17 protein-coding genes are annotated in these 18,452 nt (G+C 42.4%); 6 read left to right on the top strand and 11 right to left on the bottom strand.

What is annotated here, in order from left to right; translation table 11 throughout:
- Nucleotides 1-550: 550 nt before the first annotated feature.
- Nucleotides 551-991 (top strand): SRPBCC family protein, encoded by a 441-nt coding sequence (locus AB685_RS16020; protein ID WP_047971591.1) that lies wholly within the window; start codon nt 551-553, stop codon nt 989-991.
- A gap of 106 nt (nt 992-1,097) precedes the next feature.
- Here AB685_RS16020 and AB685_RS16015 read toward each other — a convergent pair whose 3' ends face one another.
- A complete protein-coding gene (locus tag AB685_RS16015) occupies nt 1,098-2,261 on the bottom strand; it encodes an MFS transporter (protein ID WP_047971590.1) in 1,164 nt (387 codons plus the stop codon).
- 157 nt (nt 2,262-2,418) lie between these two features.
- On the opposite strand from AB685_RS16015, the gene AB685_RS16010 reads away from it, so the two are divergent.
- A complete protein-coding gene (locus AB685_RS16010; protein ID WP_047971589.1) occupies nt 2,419-2,802 on the top strand; it encodes an OsmC family protein in 384 nt (127 codons plus the stop codon).
- A 260-nt stretch (nt 2,803-3,062) separates the two neighbouring features.
- Here the strand turns inward: AB685_RS16010 and AB685_RS16005 are convergent, their stop codons facing one another.
- Entirely contained in the window at nt 3,063-4,319 is a 1,257-nt protein-coding gene (locus tag AB685_RS16005; RefSeq protein ID WP_047971588.1) for a cytochrome P450, read from the bottom strand.
- Between the two features lie 190 nt (nt 4,320-4,509).
- The gene (locus tag AB685_RS16000; protein ID WP_047971587.1) at nt 4,510-5,064 is read right to left on the bottom strand and encodes a DUF3231 family protein; all 555 of its coding nucleotides are present in this window, start codon (nt 5,062-5,064) and stop codon (nt 4,510-4,512) included.
- Nucleotides 5,065-5,193: 129 nt separating this feature from the next.
- Here AB685_RS16000 and map point away from each other — a divergent pair, with 129 nt between their 5' ends.
- Nucleotides 5,194-5,955 (top strand): type I methionyl aminopeptidase, encoded by a 762-nt coding sequence (gene map / locus AB685_RS15995; RefSeq protein WP_047971586.1) that lies wholly within the window; start codon nt 5,194-5,196, stop codon nt 5,953-5,955.
- An 85-nt stretch (nt 5,956-6,040) separates the two neighbouring features.
- Here map and AB685_RS15990 read toward each other — a convergent pair whose 3' ends face one another.
- Genes AB685_RS15990 through AB685_RS15980 form a run of 3 tightly spaced genes read right to left on the bottom strand, consistent with a single transcriptional unit; the run spans nt 6,041 to nt 9,805 of the window.
- Nucleotides 6,041-7,147: a Ger(x)C family spore germination protein gene (locus AB685_RS15990; protein ID WP_047971585.1), complete on the bottom strand. Its 1,107-nt coding sequence runs from the start codon at nt 7,145-7,147 to the stop codon at nt 6,041-6,043.
- Nucleotides 7,140-8,237 (bottom strand): GerAB/ArcD/ProY family transporter, encoded by a 1,098-nt coding sequence (locus AB685_RS15985; RefSeq protein ID WP_047971584.1) that lies wholly within the window; start codon nt 8,235-8,237, stop codon nt 7,140-7,142. Before AB685_RS15985 ends, AB685_RS15990 begins: the two co-directional genes overlap by 8 nt.
- Nucleotides 8,234-9,805 (bottom strand): spore germination protein, encoded by a 1,572-nt coding sequence (locus AB685_RS15980; RefSeq protein ID WP_053073843.1) that lies wholly within the window; start codon nt 9,803-9,805, stop codon nt 8,234-8,236. Before AB685_RS15980 ends, AB685_RS15985 begins: the two co-directional genes overlap by 4 nt.
- 261 nt (nt 9,806-10,066) lie before the next feature.
- Between AB685_RS15980 and AB685_RS29790 the strand changes: the two genes are divergently transcribed.
- Nucleotides 10,067-11,038 (top strand): BadF/BadG/BcrA/BcrD ATPase family protein, encoded by a 972-nt coding sequence (locus tag AB685_RS29790; RefSeq protein WP_053073842.1) that lies wholly within the window; start codon nt 10,067-10,069, stop codon nt 11,036-11,038.
- Between the two features lie 275 nt (nt 11,039-11,313).
- Here AB685_RS29790 and AB685_RS15970 read toward each other — a convergent pair whose 3' ends face one another.
- The 4 genes from AB685_RS15970 to AB685_RS31340 all read right to left on the bottom strand — a co-directional run bounded on the left by AB685_RS15970 (nt 11,314) and on the right by AB685_RS31340 (nt 15,918).
- Nucleotides 11,314-12,645, bottom strand: coding sequence for a (Fe-S)-binding protein (locus AB685_RS15970; RefSeq protein WP_047971583.1), 1,332 nt, complete (start codon nt 12,643-12,645; stop codon nt 11,314-11,316).
- The gene (gene glcD / locus AB685_RS15965) at nt 12,642-14,054 is read right to left on the bottom strand and encodes a glycolate oxidase subunit GlcD (RefSeq protein WP_047971582.1); all 1,413 of its coding nucleotides are present in this window, start codon (nt 14,052-14,054) and stop codon (nt 12,642-12,644) included. The genes AB685_RS15970 and glcD overlap by 4 nt, the downstream gene beginning before the upstream one ends.
- 103 nt (nt 14,055-14,157) lie before the next feature.
- Nucleotides 14,158-15,279 carry a sugar diacid recognition domain-containing protein gene (locus AB685_RS15960; RefSeq protein ID WP_047971581.1) on the bottom strand — a complete coding sequence of 374 codons (1,122 nt, stop codon included), beginning with the start codon at nt 15,277-15,279 and terminating at the stop codon, nt 14,158-14,160.
- A gap of 279 nt (nt 15,280-15,558) precedes the next feature.
- Complete coding sequence (locus AB685_RS31340) at nt 15,559-15,918, bottom strand: hypothetical protein (protein ID WP_047971580.1); 360 nt, start codon at nt 15,916-15,918, stop codon at nt 15,559-15,561.
- Between the two features lie 49 nt (nt 15,919-15,967).
- Here AB685_RS31340 and AB685_RS31335 point away from each other — a divergent pair, with 49 nt between their 5' ends.
- Complete coding sequence (locus AB685_RS31335) at nt 15,968-16,609, top strand: hypothetical protein (protein ID WP_157860727.1); 642 nt, start codon at nt 15,968-15,970, stop codon at nt 16,607-16,609.
- A 140-nt stretch (nt 16,610-16,749) separates the two neighbouring features.
- Here AB685_RS31335 and AB685_RS15945 read toward each other — a convergent pair whose 3' ends face one another.
- Nucleotides 16,750-17,169, bottom strand: a complete 420-nt coding sequence (locus tag AB685_RS15945) for a pyridoxamine 5'-phosphate oxidase family protein (RefSeq protein ID WP_047971578.1) — start codon at nt 17,167-17,169, stop codon at nt 16,750-16,752.
- 149 nt (nt 17,170-17,318) lie between these two features.
- Here AB685_RS15945 and cax point away from each other — a divergent pair, with 149 nt between their 5' ends.
- Nucleotides 17,319-18,383: a calcium/proton exchanger gene (gene cax, locus AB685_RS15940; RefSeq protein ID WP_198530524.1), complete on the top strand. Its 1,065-nt coding sequence runs from the start codon at nt 17,319-17,321 to the stop codon at nt 18,381-18,383.
- The last annotated feature ends 69 nt before the right edge of the window (nt 18,384-18,452 follow it).

Below are 18,452 nucleotides of genomic sequence, written 5' to 3'. Positions count from 1 at the left end.
GTGGTGGAATTAGTTGGTGGTGTGGAGGGTTTAAATTCTCAGTGGAGGAATTGTTTCTCTGTGTGGGGGGAATTCCCCTCAGCAGCGGGGGAATAAGAAGGCAGATATGACGGGAATCGGACAAAGTGTGGGGGGATTAAATATCAATATTACTTGTACAGCCAAAAACAGGGTAAATATAATACTGTGAGCATTAAATTTGCAGTAATATCCCAATCACTAAACCAGGAGAGGAAAATCTTAATATAGGGAACAACTAAGCAGGACTAATGTCACTATTTACATATCCATTTCTTAACCAACTGATATAATTGTATATATATGGTTAATTGTCGAATTCAGATGAAGTAAAGGACTCGAAAGCTTTAAGAAATGAGGGAGAAAGATTGCTTTTCAAGAAAACATGCTATTTTTGTAAAAAGAAAGTAAGGAACTATTTCACTTATAAAGAGGGAAATACAAAGATTTTTTGTTGCTCACTCTGTAAGACATATGCAGATAGACGGGCATTTGTTCCTTATAAGTAAAGCGAGTTATGGAGGATGAGAGTATGGTAAATGTACGAACTGAAATAGAGATTAATTGCCCGATTAAAGAAGTAGCTGATTATGCTGCAAACCCTGATAACGCTCCAGAGTGGTACGACAATATCGATTCGGCTGAATGGAGAAGTCCAAAGCCTTTGACTCTTGGATCGATGATTGCTTTTCGGGCAAAATTTCTTGGGCGGGACCTTGCATATGTTTATGAAATCGTTGAATATCTTCCAGGGCAGAAACTCACCATGAAAACCGCACAAGGACCTTTTCCTATGGAAACCACCTATACGTGGACAAGCATCAATGCAAATAAGACTAACATGAGTCTTCAAAACAAAGGGGAACCAAAAGGGTTTTCAAAACTTGTCTCACCACTTATGGCTAACATGATGAAAAAGGCCAACCAGAAAGACTTGAAAAAAATTAAAATGATACTGGAAAGTAATAGTTAAAGAATATCCGTGTTATAACCTCCTATTTCCTAAGGTATTGCATTCAAAAAATCAAAAAAAGTTCACCGGTTAGCCGTAAAAGCTAACCGGTGAACCTTTCAAGCTCTTACCCCTTCACCGCAACCAATCCACGCTCTCCAAAAGAATACGTCAACAAAAATATCACAAACAACAAAAAGCTGATGATGTGAAAGAAGCTAATATCGGAAAAGAACTGGATGAACAGGCCGCCGAAGAATGGGCCACCCAAACTACCGATACTGAACGCAATTCCACACATTAGATTGCCTGTCGGTAGCAGGTTCTTTGGCATCAGGTCCGTCATGTAGCTGATCCCGAGTGAGAAGGTGGAACCGACAAGCATTCCTGCGATAAAGATGCATACCGCTAAGGCGATGAAAGTCCCTTCCAGGAAGCTCGCTGTAACAAAGCTCAAGCAGCCAAGCGACAAGATAACGAGCAATATATTCCGACGTCCAAATTTATCACTTAATATCCCAAGTGGGAGCTGAAACACAATTCCTCCGATGGCAAAGGAAGCAAGCAAAATGGAAACACTCCCTACCTCTATGCCATTACGCAAAGCATAAATCGGGAAGCTTCCATTCAATGAAGCTTCCAAAAATCCGTATCCAAGTGGAGGAAGAAACGCAATCCAACCGTACTTCCAGGCCTTACGGAACCGTTTGATGGTTTCGAAAAAGGAGTTTACGCCTATTTCCTGCTCAGGATGTTCATTTTTCAAGAAGAAAAGGAACACCCAGCCAACTAAGCAAAGCAAGGAAGATACGATGAATGGCAGCGCCTGGTTTATCTCCACAAGCGGTGTCATCAACGGACCGGTGGCAAATCCGATTCCGAAAAACACTCCATAAAGGGAGATGTTCCTGCCGCGTACATTTTCAGCTGAAAACGATGTGATCCAGGTTTGGGTGGCAAAGTGCAAGGCATGGTCGCCTATCCCGATTAGCAATCGCAAAACAAACCAGAACCAAAAGCTCTGCCATAGAGGGAACAGGGCCAAAGAAACGACAACTAAAAACCCACCTACTAATATGACAGGCCTATAGCCGTATTTTCGCAACGGCTGTTCCATAAAAGGGGATGCGAGTAGAATCCCAATATATAAGGCAGTAGCGTTCAATCCATTCAGGGTGGAGGATACGCCACTATTTTCAAAAATGACAGCGATTAAAGGAAGCAGCATTCCTTGGCTGAAGCCGGAAACTGCAACGATGGATACGAGGATCCAAAAACGAAAACGATTCATAAGATGCAACCTCAAATATTAAGTATTTTGACCATCCCTAATTCTACATAATTTATGGCAATAATGGAATGGATAATACGAAGCAGACAAAAAACTGGCAGGCTTAATTCGAATTTTGCTATTCTAGAGATAGAGAAAAGAAGGAGATGACAGTCACATGGAATTCAAAATGAAGGAAGTAGGGTTCACCACCAATCTGGAATACGGGGAGCTGCATGTTGCAGGGGACGAGCAATACGGTTTCCGCCCTTATCAGCTGATGGTGTCTTCCATCGCAGTCTGCAGTGGTGGCGTGTTGAAAAGTATTCTGAAGAAAAAGCGTATGGAAATTGAGGACATTGCAATTAAGGCGGATGTCACCCGTAATGAGAAAGAAGCCAACCGTATCGAGAAAATACATATCCACTATACGATTAAAGGAAAGGATCTGGCGGAGAGCAAGATTGAGTCGGCTATAGAGCTTGCAAGTAAAAACTGTCCGATGGTCCAGTCTGTAAAAGGAAGTATTGAGATTGAAGAGACATTTGAATTGAGTAACTAATTCGAAAAGTCCCAGTTTAAAAGTTATGGAAGGGTGTTATCGTTAGGCTGTTTTCGTAAACTTTGTTGCTTTTTCGTATTTATCAACCAACCGTTATATTCCTTACTGTCGTGCTCTTTTCTCGGGTATCCAGAGTAAACTCCATGCCTATTTCTGAGTAGATAAGCCCTAAAAAGTCCAATAACCGACTTTTTACTAGTGAATAGCAACAATCTCTGAGAAAAGAGCCTATCGTTAAAACCGATAACACCCAATTCTAATTAAACGAGTCTGATATTACTCATTTTAATTTTACTTTCTGGAAGACTCGGAATGTCGGTCATACTGAAGTTCAAGTCCTGTTCAGGGAGGTCATATTCAACTTTATTAACCAAGAAATCCAAACTGACCTTCATCACATCAACTGTCAACCACTCACCAGCACAGCGATGTCCAATTTCGTATTCTCCTCCGCCTTGTGGAATGAAATCAAATGGACTCTTATTCCATGTTTGAAAGCGATCTGGTTCAAAGCGGTCGGGGTTTTCCCAGTCATCAGGATGGTGGTTCGTTCCGTATAAGTCCAGGAGAGTAAGAGTGTCTTGTTCAAACTCATAGCCATTCCATGAAAAACTCTCCTTGACCCTTGCAGCAGTAAAGGGGAAGAATGGATAAAAGCGGCGAACTTCCTGTACAAAGTGCTGCAGCGTCTTACTGTTACCCCCCTTGAGTTTATTTGCCTCCGCAGGATATTGGTGCAATGCTAGTGCAGCAAAGCAGATATACACAGAAATGGCGACGATTGGCCTTAATAGATTCAATAGTTCAACCGCAACAATTTCTTTATCCAATAATTTTCCTTCAAGATCTTTATGCATGGAAAAAGAGTATAGTGCCCGGTCTTTTGGAACTTCTAAGTCACCGTTACGGACATCTTCGACTAAATCTTCCAGCCAATTCTCCGCACTGGAGCGTGCTCTTCTCCCTTTCCAATGTTTAAGGCCTATTGCGGCAGCTGATTCATACATATCAGCAAGTTGATCTGCAAACTTTTCTGATTCATTTTTCTGCAAAGGAACACCAGTCCAAGTACATGCAACTTCCGTTAAGATTTTTTTTGCTTCTATGTATAGGACAACTTCATCTTCCTGCTCCGATTTTAGTGCAAAAGCTTCCCATGTTTTTCTCGTTAAGTCAGAAATCTCTTGGAGTTTGTCCTTTGTCATAATGGACATGAACATGGCTTTGCGATGAAAGTGCTCCTGCCCGTCCATTCCCTGGACCCCATCTTCACCAAAAAGTGTTTTTTGAAGGCGTTTAGGCGCAGCATCCATGCGTCTGAATTTATCATTATCATAGAATACCTCTGCTGCATCCTTCCCGGTCAAACAGATTGCTTTTTCCGCCAGTAGTCTGGTTTCAAAAATATTGGAATGAAACATATGACGACGGTTCATGATGAATTGATAGCCTTCCTTCAGCAGCTTTAAGCTATGGTCAAGGCCTTCTTCCTTGGGTATGTTTTGCTTTTCATCCATATAACTCCTCCTGGAAAATCGTATATAGATTATATTTACAACTTCCAACCGCAATAAACTTGTATTTAAAAGCCTCTTCATTCATCTTCTATTATGACGAAAAAACGATAGGGGGATTTATAGCCCTCACCAATCACTTTCACATTTTTTTAGCATAAATTAGTTCTACAGTGATTCATTTGAAAAATTGTCAGTTGGACGCATTTGGTGCTCCAGGAGGACGATAATGAGGTGGGACCCTTAACCAACCACGAGATTTCATTAAATTTTTGAGTGGTGCTGCAAACTTCATTAAGTTGACTTGTATGGAAAAGAACAACAGTCCAACATCGGTCCGGATGGTTTTAGACATTGCTTGCGCACAGAAGGTGATGGATGCGGCAATTTTTACAGCTATAAGATTGGAAATTTCATCTTCTGTGAGCCTTACACCTTCAGGAACAGAATTCGGGTCCGAAGAGGGTTTGTTCGGGTTTACCAAGGGTAAAGGAACTCCTTCATTAAGCAATAACGTTTCTACACGTTTGGTGTCAGATAGGCTTGCTTCGAGTGCCTCTTCCAAAACGCCTTTCAAATCCGTATCGTTTGTAGTATTGAGTGCAACCTGGTAGAGGGAATGGGCCTCCTTAAAGGCTGTAAAAGCCGTCCAAAGGTCCATCACTTCCCCGACGTGTAAAGGGAGTTTTGGTTCATCATCTGTAAAATTTTTTATCACTGCTGTTATAGCTTCAAGAGCACTGGTCATATATAGGCCTCACTTCATTTTTTTTATAATTTTCACCTCTGTACATGTGATTATTCAAAAATTAGTGAACTACCTAAAGGTGAATGGAATAAGACTTAGAATATAGATGGTAAAAGGAAGTAGAGAATAATGATAATATTGAAATCTGAGAGAGAAATACAAAGCATGGCTGAGGCAGGGAAGCTGCTGGCAGCCTGCCATAGACGATTGGCAAAGATGATTAAACCGGGAGTTACGACAATGGAAATTGACCGATATGTGGATGTTTTTCTTAAAAAGAACGGAGGAAAGTCAGCTCAGTACGGTTATCAGGGGTATCAATATGCAACCTGTGCTTCCATTAATGATGAGATATGTCACGGCTTTCCGAGGAAGTCTCCATTGAAAAAAGGGGATCTGGTTACGATCGATATGGTGGTGAACTTGAATGGTGCCCTTGCTGATTCGGCATGGACCTATGCGGTGGGAGAAGTGAGTGTTGAAGTACGAAAGCTGATGGAGGTCACGTTGAACTCCCTATATAAAGGGATTGACCAGGCTGTACCGGGAAACCGGTTGGGCGATATCGGGCATGCCATCCAGACCTATGTGGAAGGGGAAGGCTATTCGGTAGTTCGCGATTTCACGGGACACGGAATCGGCAGGTCCATCCATGAGGATCCGCAAATATTCCATTTCGGTTCACCTGGACGGGGAGTGCGGCTGAGGGAAGGGATGGTCATCACGATTGAACCTATGGTGAACGAAGGGACCTGGCACAGTAAAATGGATGATAACGGCTGGACAGCAAGAACGACAGACGGTAAGCTTTCGGCACAATATGAGCATACGATTGCGATAACGAAGGAGGGGCCATTAATTCTGACGGAAGGGTTGACTAACCTTGTTTAATAAGGCTGTTTTTCGCCGACTTTTTACAAGTGAATAGCAACAATCTTAAAGAAAAAAGCCTTTAATAAAGAGTAAGAGGCTGAAATCAGCTTATGACTCCAGCCTCTACTATTTCTATTTTAGCTTCAATATGTACAGGAATGGTTGGATACGTTTCATTCCATTTCTCTTTATTCCAATCTCTTGTCCTGTGCTTGAACTGCATCCCAATACCTAAAGGATCTATATTCATTTCTTGAAACCTGCTGATCATCACTTCTCCTTTTTTTATAATATCTTCTTCAACCTTTTTTTCAATTTCTTTTATTTTTTCTTTTGTTAAATCATCACCGGAATATTCCTGAATAATTGCTTCGGTCTTAACCGTCAAGGTGACGGTCGGATTGGTTTTTATGTTTTTGACTTCGAAGCTTCTGTTGGATTTAATATGGAAGACAGATGCGAAATCTTCCTCTTCTTCTGCATCAGTTGCTTCATCCTCTCCCTCAAGTTGAACTGTAAGAGTGGCGTCAGAGGTGAATTTTTCATTTAAAAACATAAATATATAACTATCTTCCCCTTTAATGTGGTCAATAAATTTATCCTCTTTAAATAATGCTATGCCAATAATATCAACTGTCTCTTCTTTCAGCTTTAAATAGGGTAAAATGGGGTCTTTTCCTTCTTCACGGTAATCCTTGGTGAAAAGATGCAGGTTCGTTTTTGGAAGAATACCACTCTCTATATTGTGTTCTATTAAGTCTGAGAGGTACATACCATTGTCCGTTTCACCATACTGTATCTTTAAATGCTTTTTCATGTCCCCTTCAATAACAGCCAAATGCATTTTTGCTCCTGTAGAAGGATCTCTTCGAAAGGTATCCAACACTTCAAAAATACCTTTTTCCGCTAACTCCTTACTAAATAAAGCAACTTCGATCTTTCCGCTAACAAACGGTTTGTGTGACTGTCTATTCAATTTATCCCGCATTACTTTGCTTAGTTCTGAGGAGGAGGTATAGGTCCTATTTTCTACGGTCAAGTCCGGTTTATAAACTGGAACAACTGCAGTTGCTTCTAATTTCTTCCCGTCCTCGCCCAGCTCAAACCCTGTAGCTGTCGCCAATTGTACATCATCAAGAATCTTTTGATTTAAGCAGCCTGATAAAAAAGTCAACATCATTACCAAGATAATCGTAGGAGTGTTAGTCATTTTTTTTCTTCCTCACCTTCGCGATAACTAAATATAGAAGAAATAATATGGGCACGTAGACAAACTCCGAATAGAACCCAAGCTTTGTGGTACAGTTGTTCAGAAATAGAATGTTATCTCTTTTTGTAAAGAAAAAACTGCTAATTAACACAATGGTGACAATACCCAATACTGCATATTTTTGTGGGATTTGAAGTGTTTGCTTTATACTTCGGGAGGCTGCCCAAAAGGTTAGGCAGACATTCGGCAAAATAATCAATGCCCAAGAAGTGATGCCGATATACTCGAACCTTTCTACCACAGGCATTTCTACTATTTTCCATAAAGTCAATGTTGCCCAAAGCTGTTCTATCAATTGTTGCTCACTGAAATAACTTATCGATACGACAATAATGAGAAGATAGGTTAGCAAGGTTAAAAAAACTCCCATTTGTGCCCACTTGTGGGAACTTTTTGCTTCCTTGATGAAAGGGTAATATATCAGTAATGTCGAAAATCCCAAATAACTCAGTGTCATTTCATGTGTGGCTTTACTTAAGTCATTAATAGAGTGATTCCACACGGGAAATAAGGAAGTGAAATCCGAATATGGAATCGGGAACATGAATGTGAATATCAAGTAGGCTGGTATAACCACCCCTAAAAAGCAGATACCAGCAACCGTTCGGAATCCTCCGAAAATAGTATAGACTACTAGGACGACATATAATAAAGCCATTAAAAATACACTTAACTCCGGAAACATCCATACTCTTATTACTTCAATGTAAGAAAATAGAACAGTCATACCTACTAACATGAAATAGAATGCCCATATAATGGTCAAGAAGTTGCCGATCCATTTTCCAAAAACGTATTTATGTATTTCGATTAGATCCATCTGTGACCGATTTAAAAGTTGGAATATGACCCAGATAATTATATGAACTCCGATACCGGCCGCCACAACGGGTATCCAGGAATCATTACCAGCGAGGGTAACAACAGATTGTTGAAACCCTAGAATACCTACCCCAACCTGAACAGAATGTACAAGAAAAAACACGAAATAAGGAGACACTTGAAAAACTTCATTTAATTCCTTTTTCATGGATTACCTTCCTGTGAATAGTACTCATCAATGTCCTTCAGCTTCCTTTTTTTCTTTTTCTTGTTTTCAAACCGGACTGTATCTTCAGATTGCACTTCAATTGGCCTTTTGGATTGCAGAGATAAAGGAAGCCTGATGATTGCATCCCTCAGATCACCGAGTCTGAGGGGATATACAGGTTCCAAAAATGGTCTTCCTAAAGAGGTTAATCGTAATAGGTGAATAAGTAACATACAAAAGCATAATGTAACGCCTAACAACCCCAAAAAATGAGCGGAAATGAGAAATGGAAATCGAATTAGACGAATGGTATTCCCCATCTGGTAAACTGGGGTTGTAAAGGATGCTAATGCAGAAAGAGCCACGATAATCAATAGGACATTACTTGTTAGGCCAGCTTCAACAGAAGCCGTTCCTATTACAATCCCTCCCACGATACCGATTGTTTGACCTACTTTAGTCGGCAATCTTGCCCCTGCTTCTCGCAGTAACTCAATAGCAAGCTCAAGGATGATGGCTTCTAATATTGGGGGTAATGGGATAGCGCTTCTAGATGTAACTAAGGTGCTTACTAAATCTTTTGGAATCAATTCATAATGATATGTTAACACCGCTACATAAACAGGGGTCACTAGTATGGAAAAGATAACAGCAAACAACCGGACTAAGCGAAAAAATGAGGCGATAATCCAGTTTAGGAAATAATCCTCAAATGCAGAAAAAAATTCAAATAAAGTGGTTGGCCCGATCAATCCGTGTGGTGCACCATCAACAAGTATTACAATTTTCCCTTCAGCCAGAACGGATGCTACTCTATCAGGTCGTTCTGTATCTATAAATTGTGGAAAAGGTGAATTATTATTGTCCTGTATCAATTGTGTGATAAAAGAACTATCATTTATTTGGTCAAAGGAAATATCTTGGATTCTTTGAATAACAGTGTCCGTGTTTTCTGTATTTGCGACATCCTGCAGAAAGAGGACTGCAATTCGTGTCTTCGATAAATTTCCGACTACGAATTCTTTTACCTCAAGTTCTGGAACTGGTAACCGTTTACGAACCAAATTTAGGTTTGTATCAAGTGATTCAACAAAAGACTCCTTTGGGCCAACCACACTGAATTCAACCTCTGGCAAAGAAACATTCCGTTCGTTGATTAGGATGGCTGGTATGATAGCAAAGGACTCACTATCATGTAACTGGATGGCAACATAGCCATGAAATAAGTAGTCTCTGATTTTCGTCCAATCAGCTGTGATTTTAATATCATCAATCGGAATTCTTAGCGTTACATCCTCTAATGACGTTAGCTCTTGCTGGTTTATATAAGGCAGAATGTGCTTTTGTATTATTTTTTTATCAGCCAAAGAACTGAAATAATATAAATGAAAAGGAGTCTTCGCTTGTTGATAAAAGGATTTCACAAAATCATCGGAGCGTTTCAGTTGTTCCAATAAAGTTTGAAATGATTCTGCTTCCTCTTGCTCTTCCTTCACTACCTTCTTCTCTTCAACTTCAGGAATGCTTTGTGGATCCTTTATTAGCTTCCGGATATTTCTTTTCTTCATTTTATAATGCCACCCAACTTATGGTTTAAATGGTTATTTTTATTGTTCCTAACAAAAAGACAAACATACAAAATAAACCAAAAATAAAGTAAGGGATAGAATAATTTGGAAATGAATTTGATTAAATATTGCAGACAATCAAAGGAAGTGTGGGGCGGCGGAGCTGGAAGGGGGGCCACCATAAAGCAGGAATTTTACAAGATATGAAGAAGTGATATATATACAATTATGTTAAAACACAAACGGCAAGGGGAGCAGCAAATGATCATAGGCATAGATGGTGGAGGAACTAAGACGACAGGGATTGTGGTGGACGCACAGGGGACAGTTTTGAAAATGGCTACAGTCGGTCCAACCAATCCGAACAGTTCTAATGAAGAAAGTATCCTGTCTGAACTGCAGAAGCTCTTTTTGCAATTGCTTCAAGGGCAGGGACTTTCGGGTGAGGATTTAGTCTTTGCAGGGATTTCCGGAGCGGAAAGTGGCGGCAAGAAGGAATGGTTCAAAGAGCTGTTGGTAAACTTGCTGGGAGATAAACCAACTATTACAGTCGATAACGACGCGATTACAGCACTTTATTCCGAAACAAAAGGCGATCCTGGTATCGTCTGTATCAGCGGAACAGGGTCCATTGCATTCGGCGTAAATGAAAAGCTGGAGCGTGGAAGGGTCGGAGGCTGGGGTTATCTGATCAATGATGGATATAGCGGTTTTACAATCGGAAAGAACGTGCTGGAGTACGTGTTTGCCAAGTACGACGAGGGACACGAACCTTGCAGGCTTACAGAGGAAGTATTGGAGCATTTTCAGGTGAAAGAAATGTCGGAGCTAGTGCCACTCGTGTATGAACTAGGGAAAACTCGTGACCGGATTGCATCCCTTGCCAGGGTCGCAGTGGTCAGATCTAACGATGGGGATGGCCTTTGCACTTCGTTTATACAGGGTGCTGCACGGGCGATGTTGAAGGATATAAACGTGTTATATGAAAAATTGATGAAAGACACAGTGCGCAAAGATACTATTCCAATCGTGTTAACTGGTGGAATTGGCCAGCATGCGGAAGCGTTGAAGGATTATTTACATAGTGAGGCTCGGATTGCGGGCTTACCATTCTCGTTTAAGAGGGTAGCACTTCCTCCTATTGTGGGGACGGTATATGCAGCTTTTCGGGGTAGTGGAGAAAAGGCTTCCGAAGATTTTATTAATAAGTTTGAGGGGTATTTTCATATATGAGGTAGTCGGAAGGCAGCAATGGTAGCTAACCGTTGCTGTCTTTTCTCTTGCTATGGTTATTCCTTACAATGGTGGGAGAGGGATTTTCTTGAAAAGGGTAATGAAGACACTTTGGCCTACGAAAATTAGGTGGAAGTGTCTTCATAAGGTGGATGAAGACACTTTCACAGTGAAAATTAGGATGAAACTGTCTTCACAAATTCTAATAAAACGTCGGCAAGGGAAAACACGTACTCCACATCCCTTTAATCCTGCAGAAGACCTAACCGCAACTATCAATCTACTTTTTCTTCCAGCCCCTCCAACAAAAAGTCCGCAATATGAACGGCCCGGATCACCCCAGTCAAGCCTTCACGCTCGATCCCAAGCTTCATCTGCAACAAACAGCCCGGGTTCGCAGTCACGATGGTCGTCGCCTCGCTTTCGGTAACCTTCTCCATCTTGTGATCCAGGATCTGCATCGACATTTCGGACTCAACAATGTTGTAAATGCCAGCAGAGCCACAGCAACGGTCTCCGTCTTTCATCTCGTGAAAATCTGCCCCCTTCATCGATTGAAGCAGTATCCGTGGCTGAAGGAAGGTGCCCTGTACATTGCGAAGATGGCAGGAGTCCTGGTAGGTCACCCGCTGTGGACGCACCTGCAGATCTTTTTTATGAAATTCCAATTCTACCAAAATAGCCGACATATCCTTGATTTTCTCTTTAAAAGCAACCGCCCTCTTAAACCATTCGGGATCATCTTTCAATAGATGGTCATAGTCGACAAGGAAGGCCCCGCAGCCACCGGCATTGGTGATAATATAGTCGACTTCCAAGTCCTCAAACGCAGCTATGTTCTGTTTTGCAAGCCCCTTCGCGCTATGTTTTTCCCCGCTATGTCCATGAAGGGCACCACAACAATTTTGTGCTTTCGGTATCACAATCTCGCAGCCGGCATGCTGGAGCAGTTTCATTGTGGCATTATTGGTCTCTAGGAACATCGTATCCATCAAGCAACCGGAAAAGAAGGCCACTCGTTTTTTCTGAACTTCAAGCGCTGGCAGATGGGAAGGGCGGTTCTTCATTTCCTTCATGGTAGGAACCTTTGGTAGCACTCGCTCCATGCTGCGCATGCTTTCCGGTAACAGCCTCATTAAACCGGTATGGTGAACGACAGTTTGTAGTCCTGACCGTTGATAGATTCCGAGAAAGTTGGTCAAAACACGCATGCGATTTTGATGAGGGAAGAGCCCTTCAAACGCAGTCTTCCGCAACACCCGCACAGGCAACGAATGCTTTTTATTATGGTTGATGATGTCACGTGCCTCCTCGAGCAGATGACCGTATTTCACTCCCGAAGGACAAACGGGCTCACACGCTCTGCAGCCCAGGCAGAGGTCAAGTGTACGCTCTACATCTTCGTCCGGCTCAATCACCCCATCCACAACGGCTTTCATAAGCGCTATTCGTCCACGGGGGGAGTGGGATTCTTTAAATCCTGACTCCACATAGGTCGGACAGGAGGGTAGACAGAAACCGCAACGCATACAGTTCAGCAGTTCATCCTCATCCATGCGGTCCTTGAATTGTTGCTGAATTTCCTGCTTTTCTTTTACCGTTGTCATCTGGAAACCACCACCCGTTTTCTGGCTTCCTTCGCAAATACTTTACCTGGATTCATGATGTTGTTTGGGTCAAATGCGAGTTTAATAGCTTTCATGGCTGCAATACCTTCTGCCCCAAGCTTCCACTCCAGATACGGTGCTTTCATAATTCCGACTCCGTGCTCTCCGGTAATGGTCCCGCCAAGCTCAATCGCCTTTGCGAAAATGTCCTCAAATGCCGCCTCGACCCGTTTCATTTCCTCGTGGTTGCGTGCGTCTGTCGCTACGGTAGGGTGGAGATTCCCGTCCCCTGCATGACCGAATGTACAGATTTTAACCTGGTGCTTCACCGCTATCTCATTAATGGCTTTCACCATCGTGGCAATTTCCGAGCGAGGGACGGTGGCATCTTCAAGAATGGTAGTTGGCTTGAGCCTTGCCAGAGCGGAGAGTGCGGAGCGACGAGCGGTACGCAGTGCTTCCGCTTCGATTTCGGTCTGCGCCACTTGGACGGAAACAGCCTGCTCCGCCATACAGATTTCTTGGATTTTTGCCATATCCCTTGCCACGACTTCAAGTGGTCCGTCCTGCTCAATCAGAAGAACCGCCTGCACGTCTGTTGGCAGCCCTATTTTTGCAAAATCCTCGACCACCTCGAGTGTAGGTTGATCGAGGAATTCCAATGTGGCAGGAATAATTTTATTGGAAATGATGGTGGAAACGGTTTTCGCTGCCGCCTCAATATCCTGATACAAGGCAAGCATCGTTTGCTTCGTTTCCGGAATCGGCACAAGTTTCAATGTCGCTTCCGTAATGATACAAAGTGTCCCTTCCGAACCGACAAACAGCCTTGTCAGGTCATAGCCGGCCACATCCTTTGCAAGCTTGCCGCCGGTTCGGATGATGTCACCGTTCGGCATAACCGCTTCAAGTGCCAAGACATAATCACGCGTAACCCCGTATTTCAATCCACGCAGGCCACCGGAATTTTCGTTGATATTGCCACCTATTGTGGAAATTTTCATGGAACTCGGATCGGGTGGGTAAAATAGCCCCCGCGCTTCGACAGCATGAATCATATCAAGGGTGACAAGACCTGGCTGAACAGTGACTGTCAGGTTCTTCTCATCTAACTCGAGCAGCTTGTTCATATGGGTGAACAAAAGCACAATCCCGCCTTCTGTCGGACAGGTTCCGGCGCAAAGGTTGGTGCCAGACCCCCTAGGAACAAGCGGAATGCGGTGTTCGTTACACAACTTTACAATTCGTGAGACTTCTTCAGTATTCCGTGGAACGATAACAGCATCCGGCATCGCTTGGAAATTAGGAGTGGCGTCGTAGGAATAGGCCAACTTTTCGGTCGGGCTGTCCCGGTAATTATCCATTCCGACAATCTTTATGAATCTCTTTTTCACAAGTTCACTGATCATGTCTAAAACCTCCTTGTTCTACAAGTACTTTTTCTTTATTTTATAAAAAGAAAGATAGGAACTCTACGTTGATTCCTCTAAAAGGAAGGTTTTTTTACTACTTTCACTTTGTAGTTTCCTCCAAAAATAACAAAGCAAGGTAGAGGGTGGTGAGGTCATGCACACTTTTCAGCTGAAGATTCGTTAAAGACTCCACTTTACTAAGACGGTAATGCAGGGTATTGATGTGTATGTTTAATTGAATAGCAGTTTCCTTTAAGGATAAGTGATTGGCGAAATAGACCTGTATTGTCTCTTGCAACCCGTTATCCTTCAAAATTCTATACAGGAGGCGGTACGAGAACTCCTCTTTAATGTAGCTTGGAATGGCTTGGATCACCATTTCTAGTCGAAGCTCTTCTTCCAACACAAGTGGCATGTCGGGAGTGCAAACCTTAAGTGCCCGGTCTGCTTCCTGATATGATTTCTTTATTAAATCGTTGGTGTGCAGTTTTCCAATTCCTATGAAAATCGGGACATCGAAATAGCCTTCAAGATGTTGCTGAATTCTTTTAATATAGGGAAGAAAGGAGACAGGAGTTTTTCCTTCCTCTCTACTATCGTTTGCTAGCAGCAGGATCATTCGATTTTGTCCCCATTGAACGAGAATATCTTCTTTTTTCAGCTCCATCTCATGCTCAGGAAGTGTCCATCTTTTTATTTTTAAAAAGGAAGTCTCTCCCTGAATTTCCATCAACACCACTTGCCTGGGAATTTTCATGTTGACCTCGAGCACATCCGCCCTCTTTCTAAGAGAAGTGGAGACTTCATTCATCAGAATCCAATCGAATACAAAGGTCTCAAGTGATCTAGCTTCCCATTCAAACTGAACTTGGTATTGGCTCTCCTGAATGAGCAGCTCGGTCATTTTTTTGATGAGTTCCCCATAAGGAAGAACTGTTTCTGGCATTCCGGTAATGCCAATGATCCCCACGACTTTGTTGTGATGGAAGAGAGGAAGGTTGATGCCGGCTTTTACACCTTGAATTGTGGATTCATCAGCTTTTGTGATCACGCGAGCTTGTTTTTCATTTGCGACTAGGAGAGCGCCTCCGTGAAAATGCCCCAACCTTGAGGGGACTGTGCTTGCAATGATGGTACCTGCTGTATCCACCATTATTAACTCTTCGTTAATGAAGCTTTTCACTTCCCTGATTATCTTCTTAGCAAGGGACGTTGATAGCAAGGCAATACCTCCTATTAAAAAGATAGTAGTTTTTAGTGGAAGAACAAATTGGATATTAAACCTTATATTTTTGGTGCTACAGATAGAGTAACAATTCCTATATAACTTACCATATATTAGATAAAAGCCATAACTTCCTTACATGAATCTATAAAACTATCATTAATTTTATATTGGCCTCTCACATTATGATAAACGCCGTTCCAGTTATTGTATAAAAACATATTGTATAAGAAATCTAGTAAAAAGGAGTAGAATTATGACATTTCAAAATAATAGCTATTGTTCACGATGTTGTAAAAAAATTTGTATTTGTTCCTTTTCAAATAGGGGGTATCCAGGTCCCCCGGGTCCCCCAGGTCCTGCAGGCCAACCAGGAGCAACAGGAGCAACAGGAGCAACAGGAGCAACAGGACCTCCAGGACCACCAGGACCTGAAGTTTTCCTTTGGGGAGAAGAAACTGTTTTTTGGGCGGATTCGAGTGCTCCTGGTCCAGGGACAGGTTCCCCGATGGATCCATTTAACTCTTTGCAAGCAGCTATAACCGCAGCAACTAGCAGCCCTTTGGCGGTAACTTTTGGAATGAGAGCAAGGTTGCTTATTTTAATCGCACCTAATTCTGCATTTGACGAGGACATTATAATTCCCCCTGCTAGACATGTTCAACTTCTTGGGTTAGGTCCGTGGGTGCTTGGAAATGCGCAAGGTATAGATTTTAGTTCAACTATCCCAAGAAACGTAACTATACAGACAAATCCTGCTGCTGAAGCATTTTATACTAGTCAAGGAGATGCGTTTGTAGCTAGGCCAGTAACCGTTATTGGTACATTTGATAATGGTACATCAGTTAGTACCCATACAAACTATACAGATGGAGCTATTGTTAGCGGGAATATTACATTCCAGAATGTGGCAGTAGGGGACCCTTTTACAACCATTGAATTTCAATTATTAAACACAAATGTAGTAGGGAATATTGTTCAGGCGGGTCACCTAGGCCAACTTAATACGTATGTATATAACAGTAGACTCACAGGAAGTGTTATTCATAATGGGTTAAGGCTACAGAGATTGGTTGATAGCCGGACAGATGGATTTATGAACATAGCAGTTTATTCCAATATATCTAATTCGTTTATTAACGGAAATGTTACAGTGGGAGGAGCTTCTTCAGATGTACGGCCTACAGGGATATTCAGCAGTCAATTCGGTACTATTACTTGGTCTGGTCCATTAGTATTAGATACAGCCTCCAATTACTATTTTGTTACAAGTACTTCTACATTGCTAGTAGGACCAAAGACTCTCTTATTCAATATTACCCCATGACCTCTTAACAGGTCCACTCTCTCTTTTGTAATGGGGGACGGTTCTACCGCTTCTTTTTCGACAGGTGAAGGTGCTGAAGAAGCAAAAAGAACCGTCCCTATTCTCTCCTGGGGAGCAAAAAGAACCGTCCCTAATCTCCCTTATTTTTCTAAAACCTCCGCCTCACTGCCAGCCTTCTCATAATAGCGAATTACAGACGGCGTGAGCTTCAATAATAGATATTCCGGATCTTCCGGGCTCTTGATCCACTCAGACAGCTTTTCGTCCCAGAATTTCTTTTTCAGTTCGGTGTTATCCTCGAAGCTTGCTTCTGCTTCAATTTCTGCGTAAGGCTCATTCCAGCTTTTGCCCTCCATGCCAAGAAGAATATGTACATGGGGGTTCGCCTTGATATCCTCAATTTTGTGTGTGTGCTCATTGGTTGCGCAGTACAAAACCAATTCATCATTGAAAAATAACATGAAGCGGGAGTAAGGGCGGTCGTCTCTGATTGTGGCGAGCGTACCGATATTATGGTTGCTAAACATTGAAGTGATCTTGTTTTTTAGGTCGGTATTCATAGTTGTCCTCTACACCTTTCGCTGAATAAGTTGTCTACGTTAATGTGGCATGTTTGGCGAAATTTTAAACACGGATGTCGGCGGGTTTTTACGATAAAAAGAAGAGGTCAGGGATATCATAATGGTAAATGTGGAAAGAGGGTGTACTTGTGTATAAATTTTTCCTTATTATGATTGCGATTGGATTTCCTTTATCTGTTCTTGGGTCTCTGCTGCATTGGCCGGTTGTAATGATGTTCATCATATACAGTTTAACTATAGTGGCACTGGCAAGCTATATGGGGCGGGCGACGGAGAGTATCGCGGTACATACGGGGCCGAGGGTGGGCGGCTTGATCAATGCTACTTTCGGAAATGCCGTGGAACTAATTATCGCGTTTTTTGCGCTCAAGGCGGGTCTGATTACGGTAGTTCTTGCTTCACTTACCGGTTCCGTGCTTGGGAATCTGTTACTGGTTATGGGACTTTCGTTCTTTGTCGGAGGATTGAAGTTCAAAAGGCAAAAATTCAATGTGTTTGATGCACGGCATAATTCGGGTCTCCTTGTTTTTGCGGTTTTGGTGGCGTTTGTTATACCTGAAGTTTTTGCGCAGGAAATGAACGATACAAAAACTTTTGCATTGAGTGTCGGGATATCTATTATCCTTATTCTTTTATACTTGGCAGCTCTATTCTTTAAGCTTGTAACACATCGCGGGGTGTACCACTCAACCGAAGCAGGCGGCGGACATTCAGAGGAGGAGCATGAAACAGCGGAGTGGGGGAAGAAGAAAGCAATTCTTGTTCTACTGGTGGCGACGCTCGCAGTGGCTTATGTATCGGAAAGTCTTGTTCACACGTTTGAAGAAGTAGGGGAAGCATTCGGTTGGTCGGAATTATTCATTGGGGTCATTATTGTAGCAATTGTCGGAAATGCTGCAGAACATGCATCTGCTATTATTATGGCATACAAAAATAAGATGGACATTGCAGTTGAAATTGCTGTGGGGTCAACGTTGCAGATTGCGATGTTTGTAGCTCCGATTCTTGTATTAATATCTATCTTTTTTGAAAATCAAATGGCACTCGTGTTCACTGTACCGGAACTGATTGCTATGGTGACAGCTGTGCTATTAGCTATCGCCATCTCCAATGACGGTGAGACAAACTGGTTCGAAGGTGCGACGATACTTGCGGCATATCTGATTATGGGGATTGGGTTCTTTCTTTTATAAAGGGACGGTTCTTCTGCTTCAGGAGCAGAAGAACCGTCCCTCAAACAAGAAAAAGACTCTGTGCGGTAG

The organism is Bacillus sp. LL01 (assembly GCF_001037965.1).
Note: the sequence above shows the minus strand (reverse complement) of the source record. Positions and strands in the feature narration are given on the sequence as shown.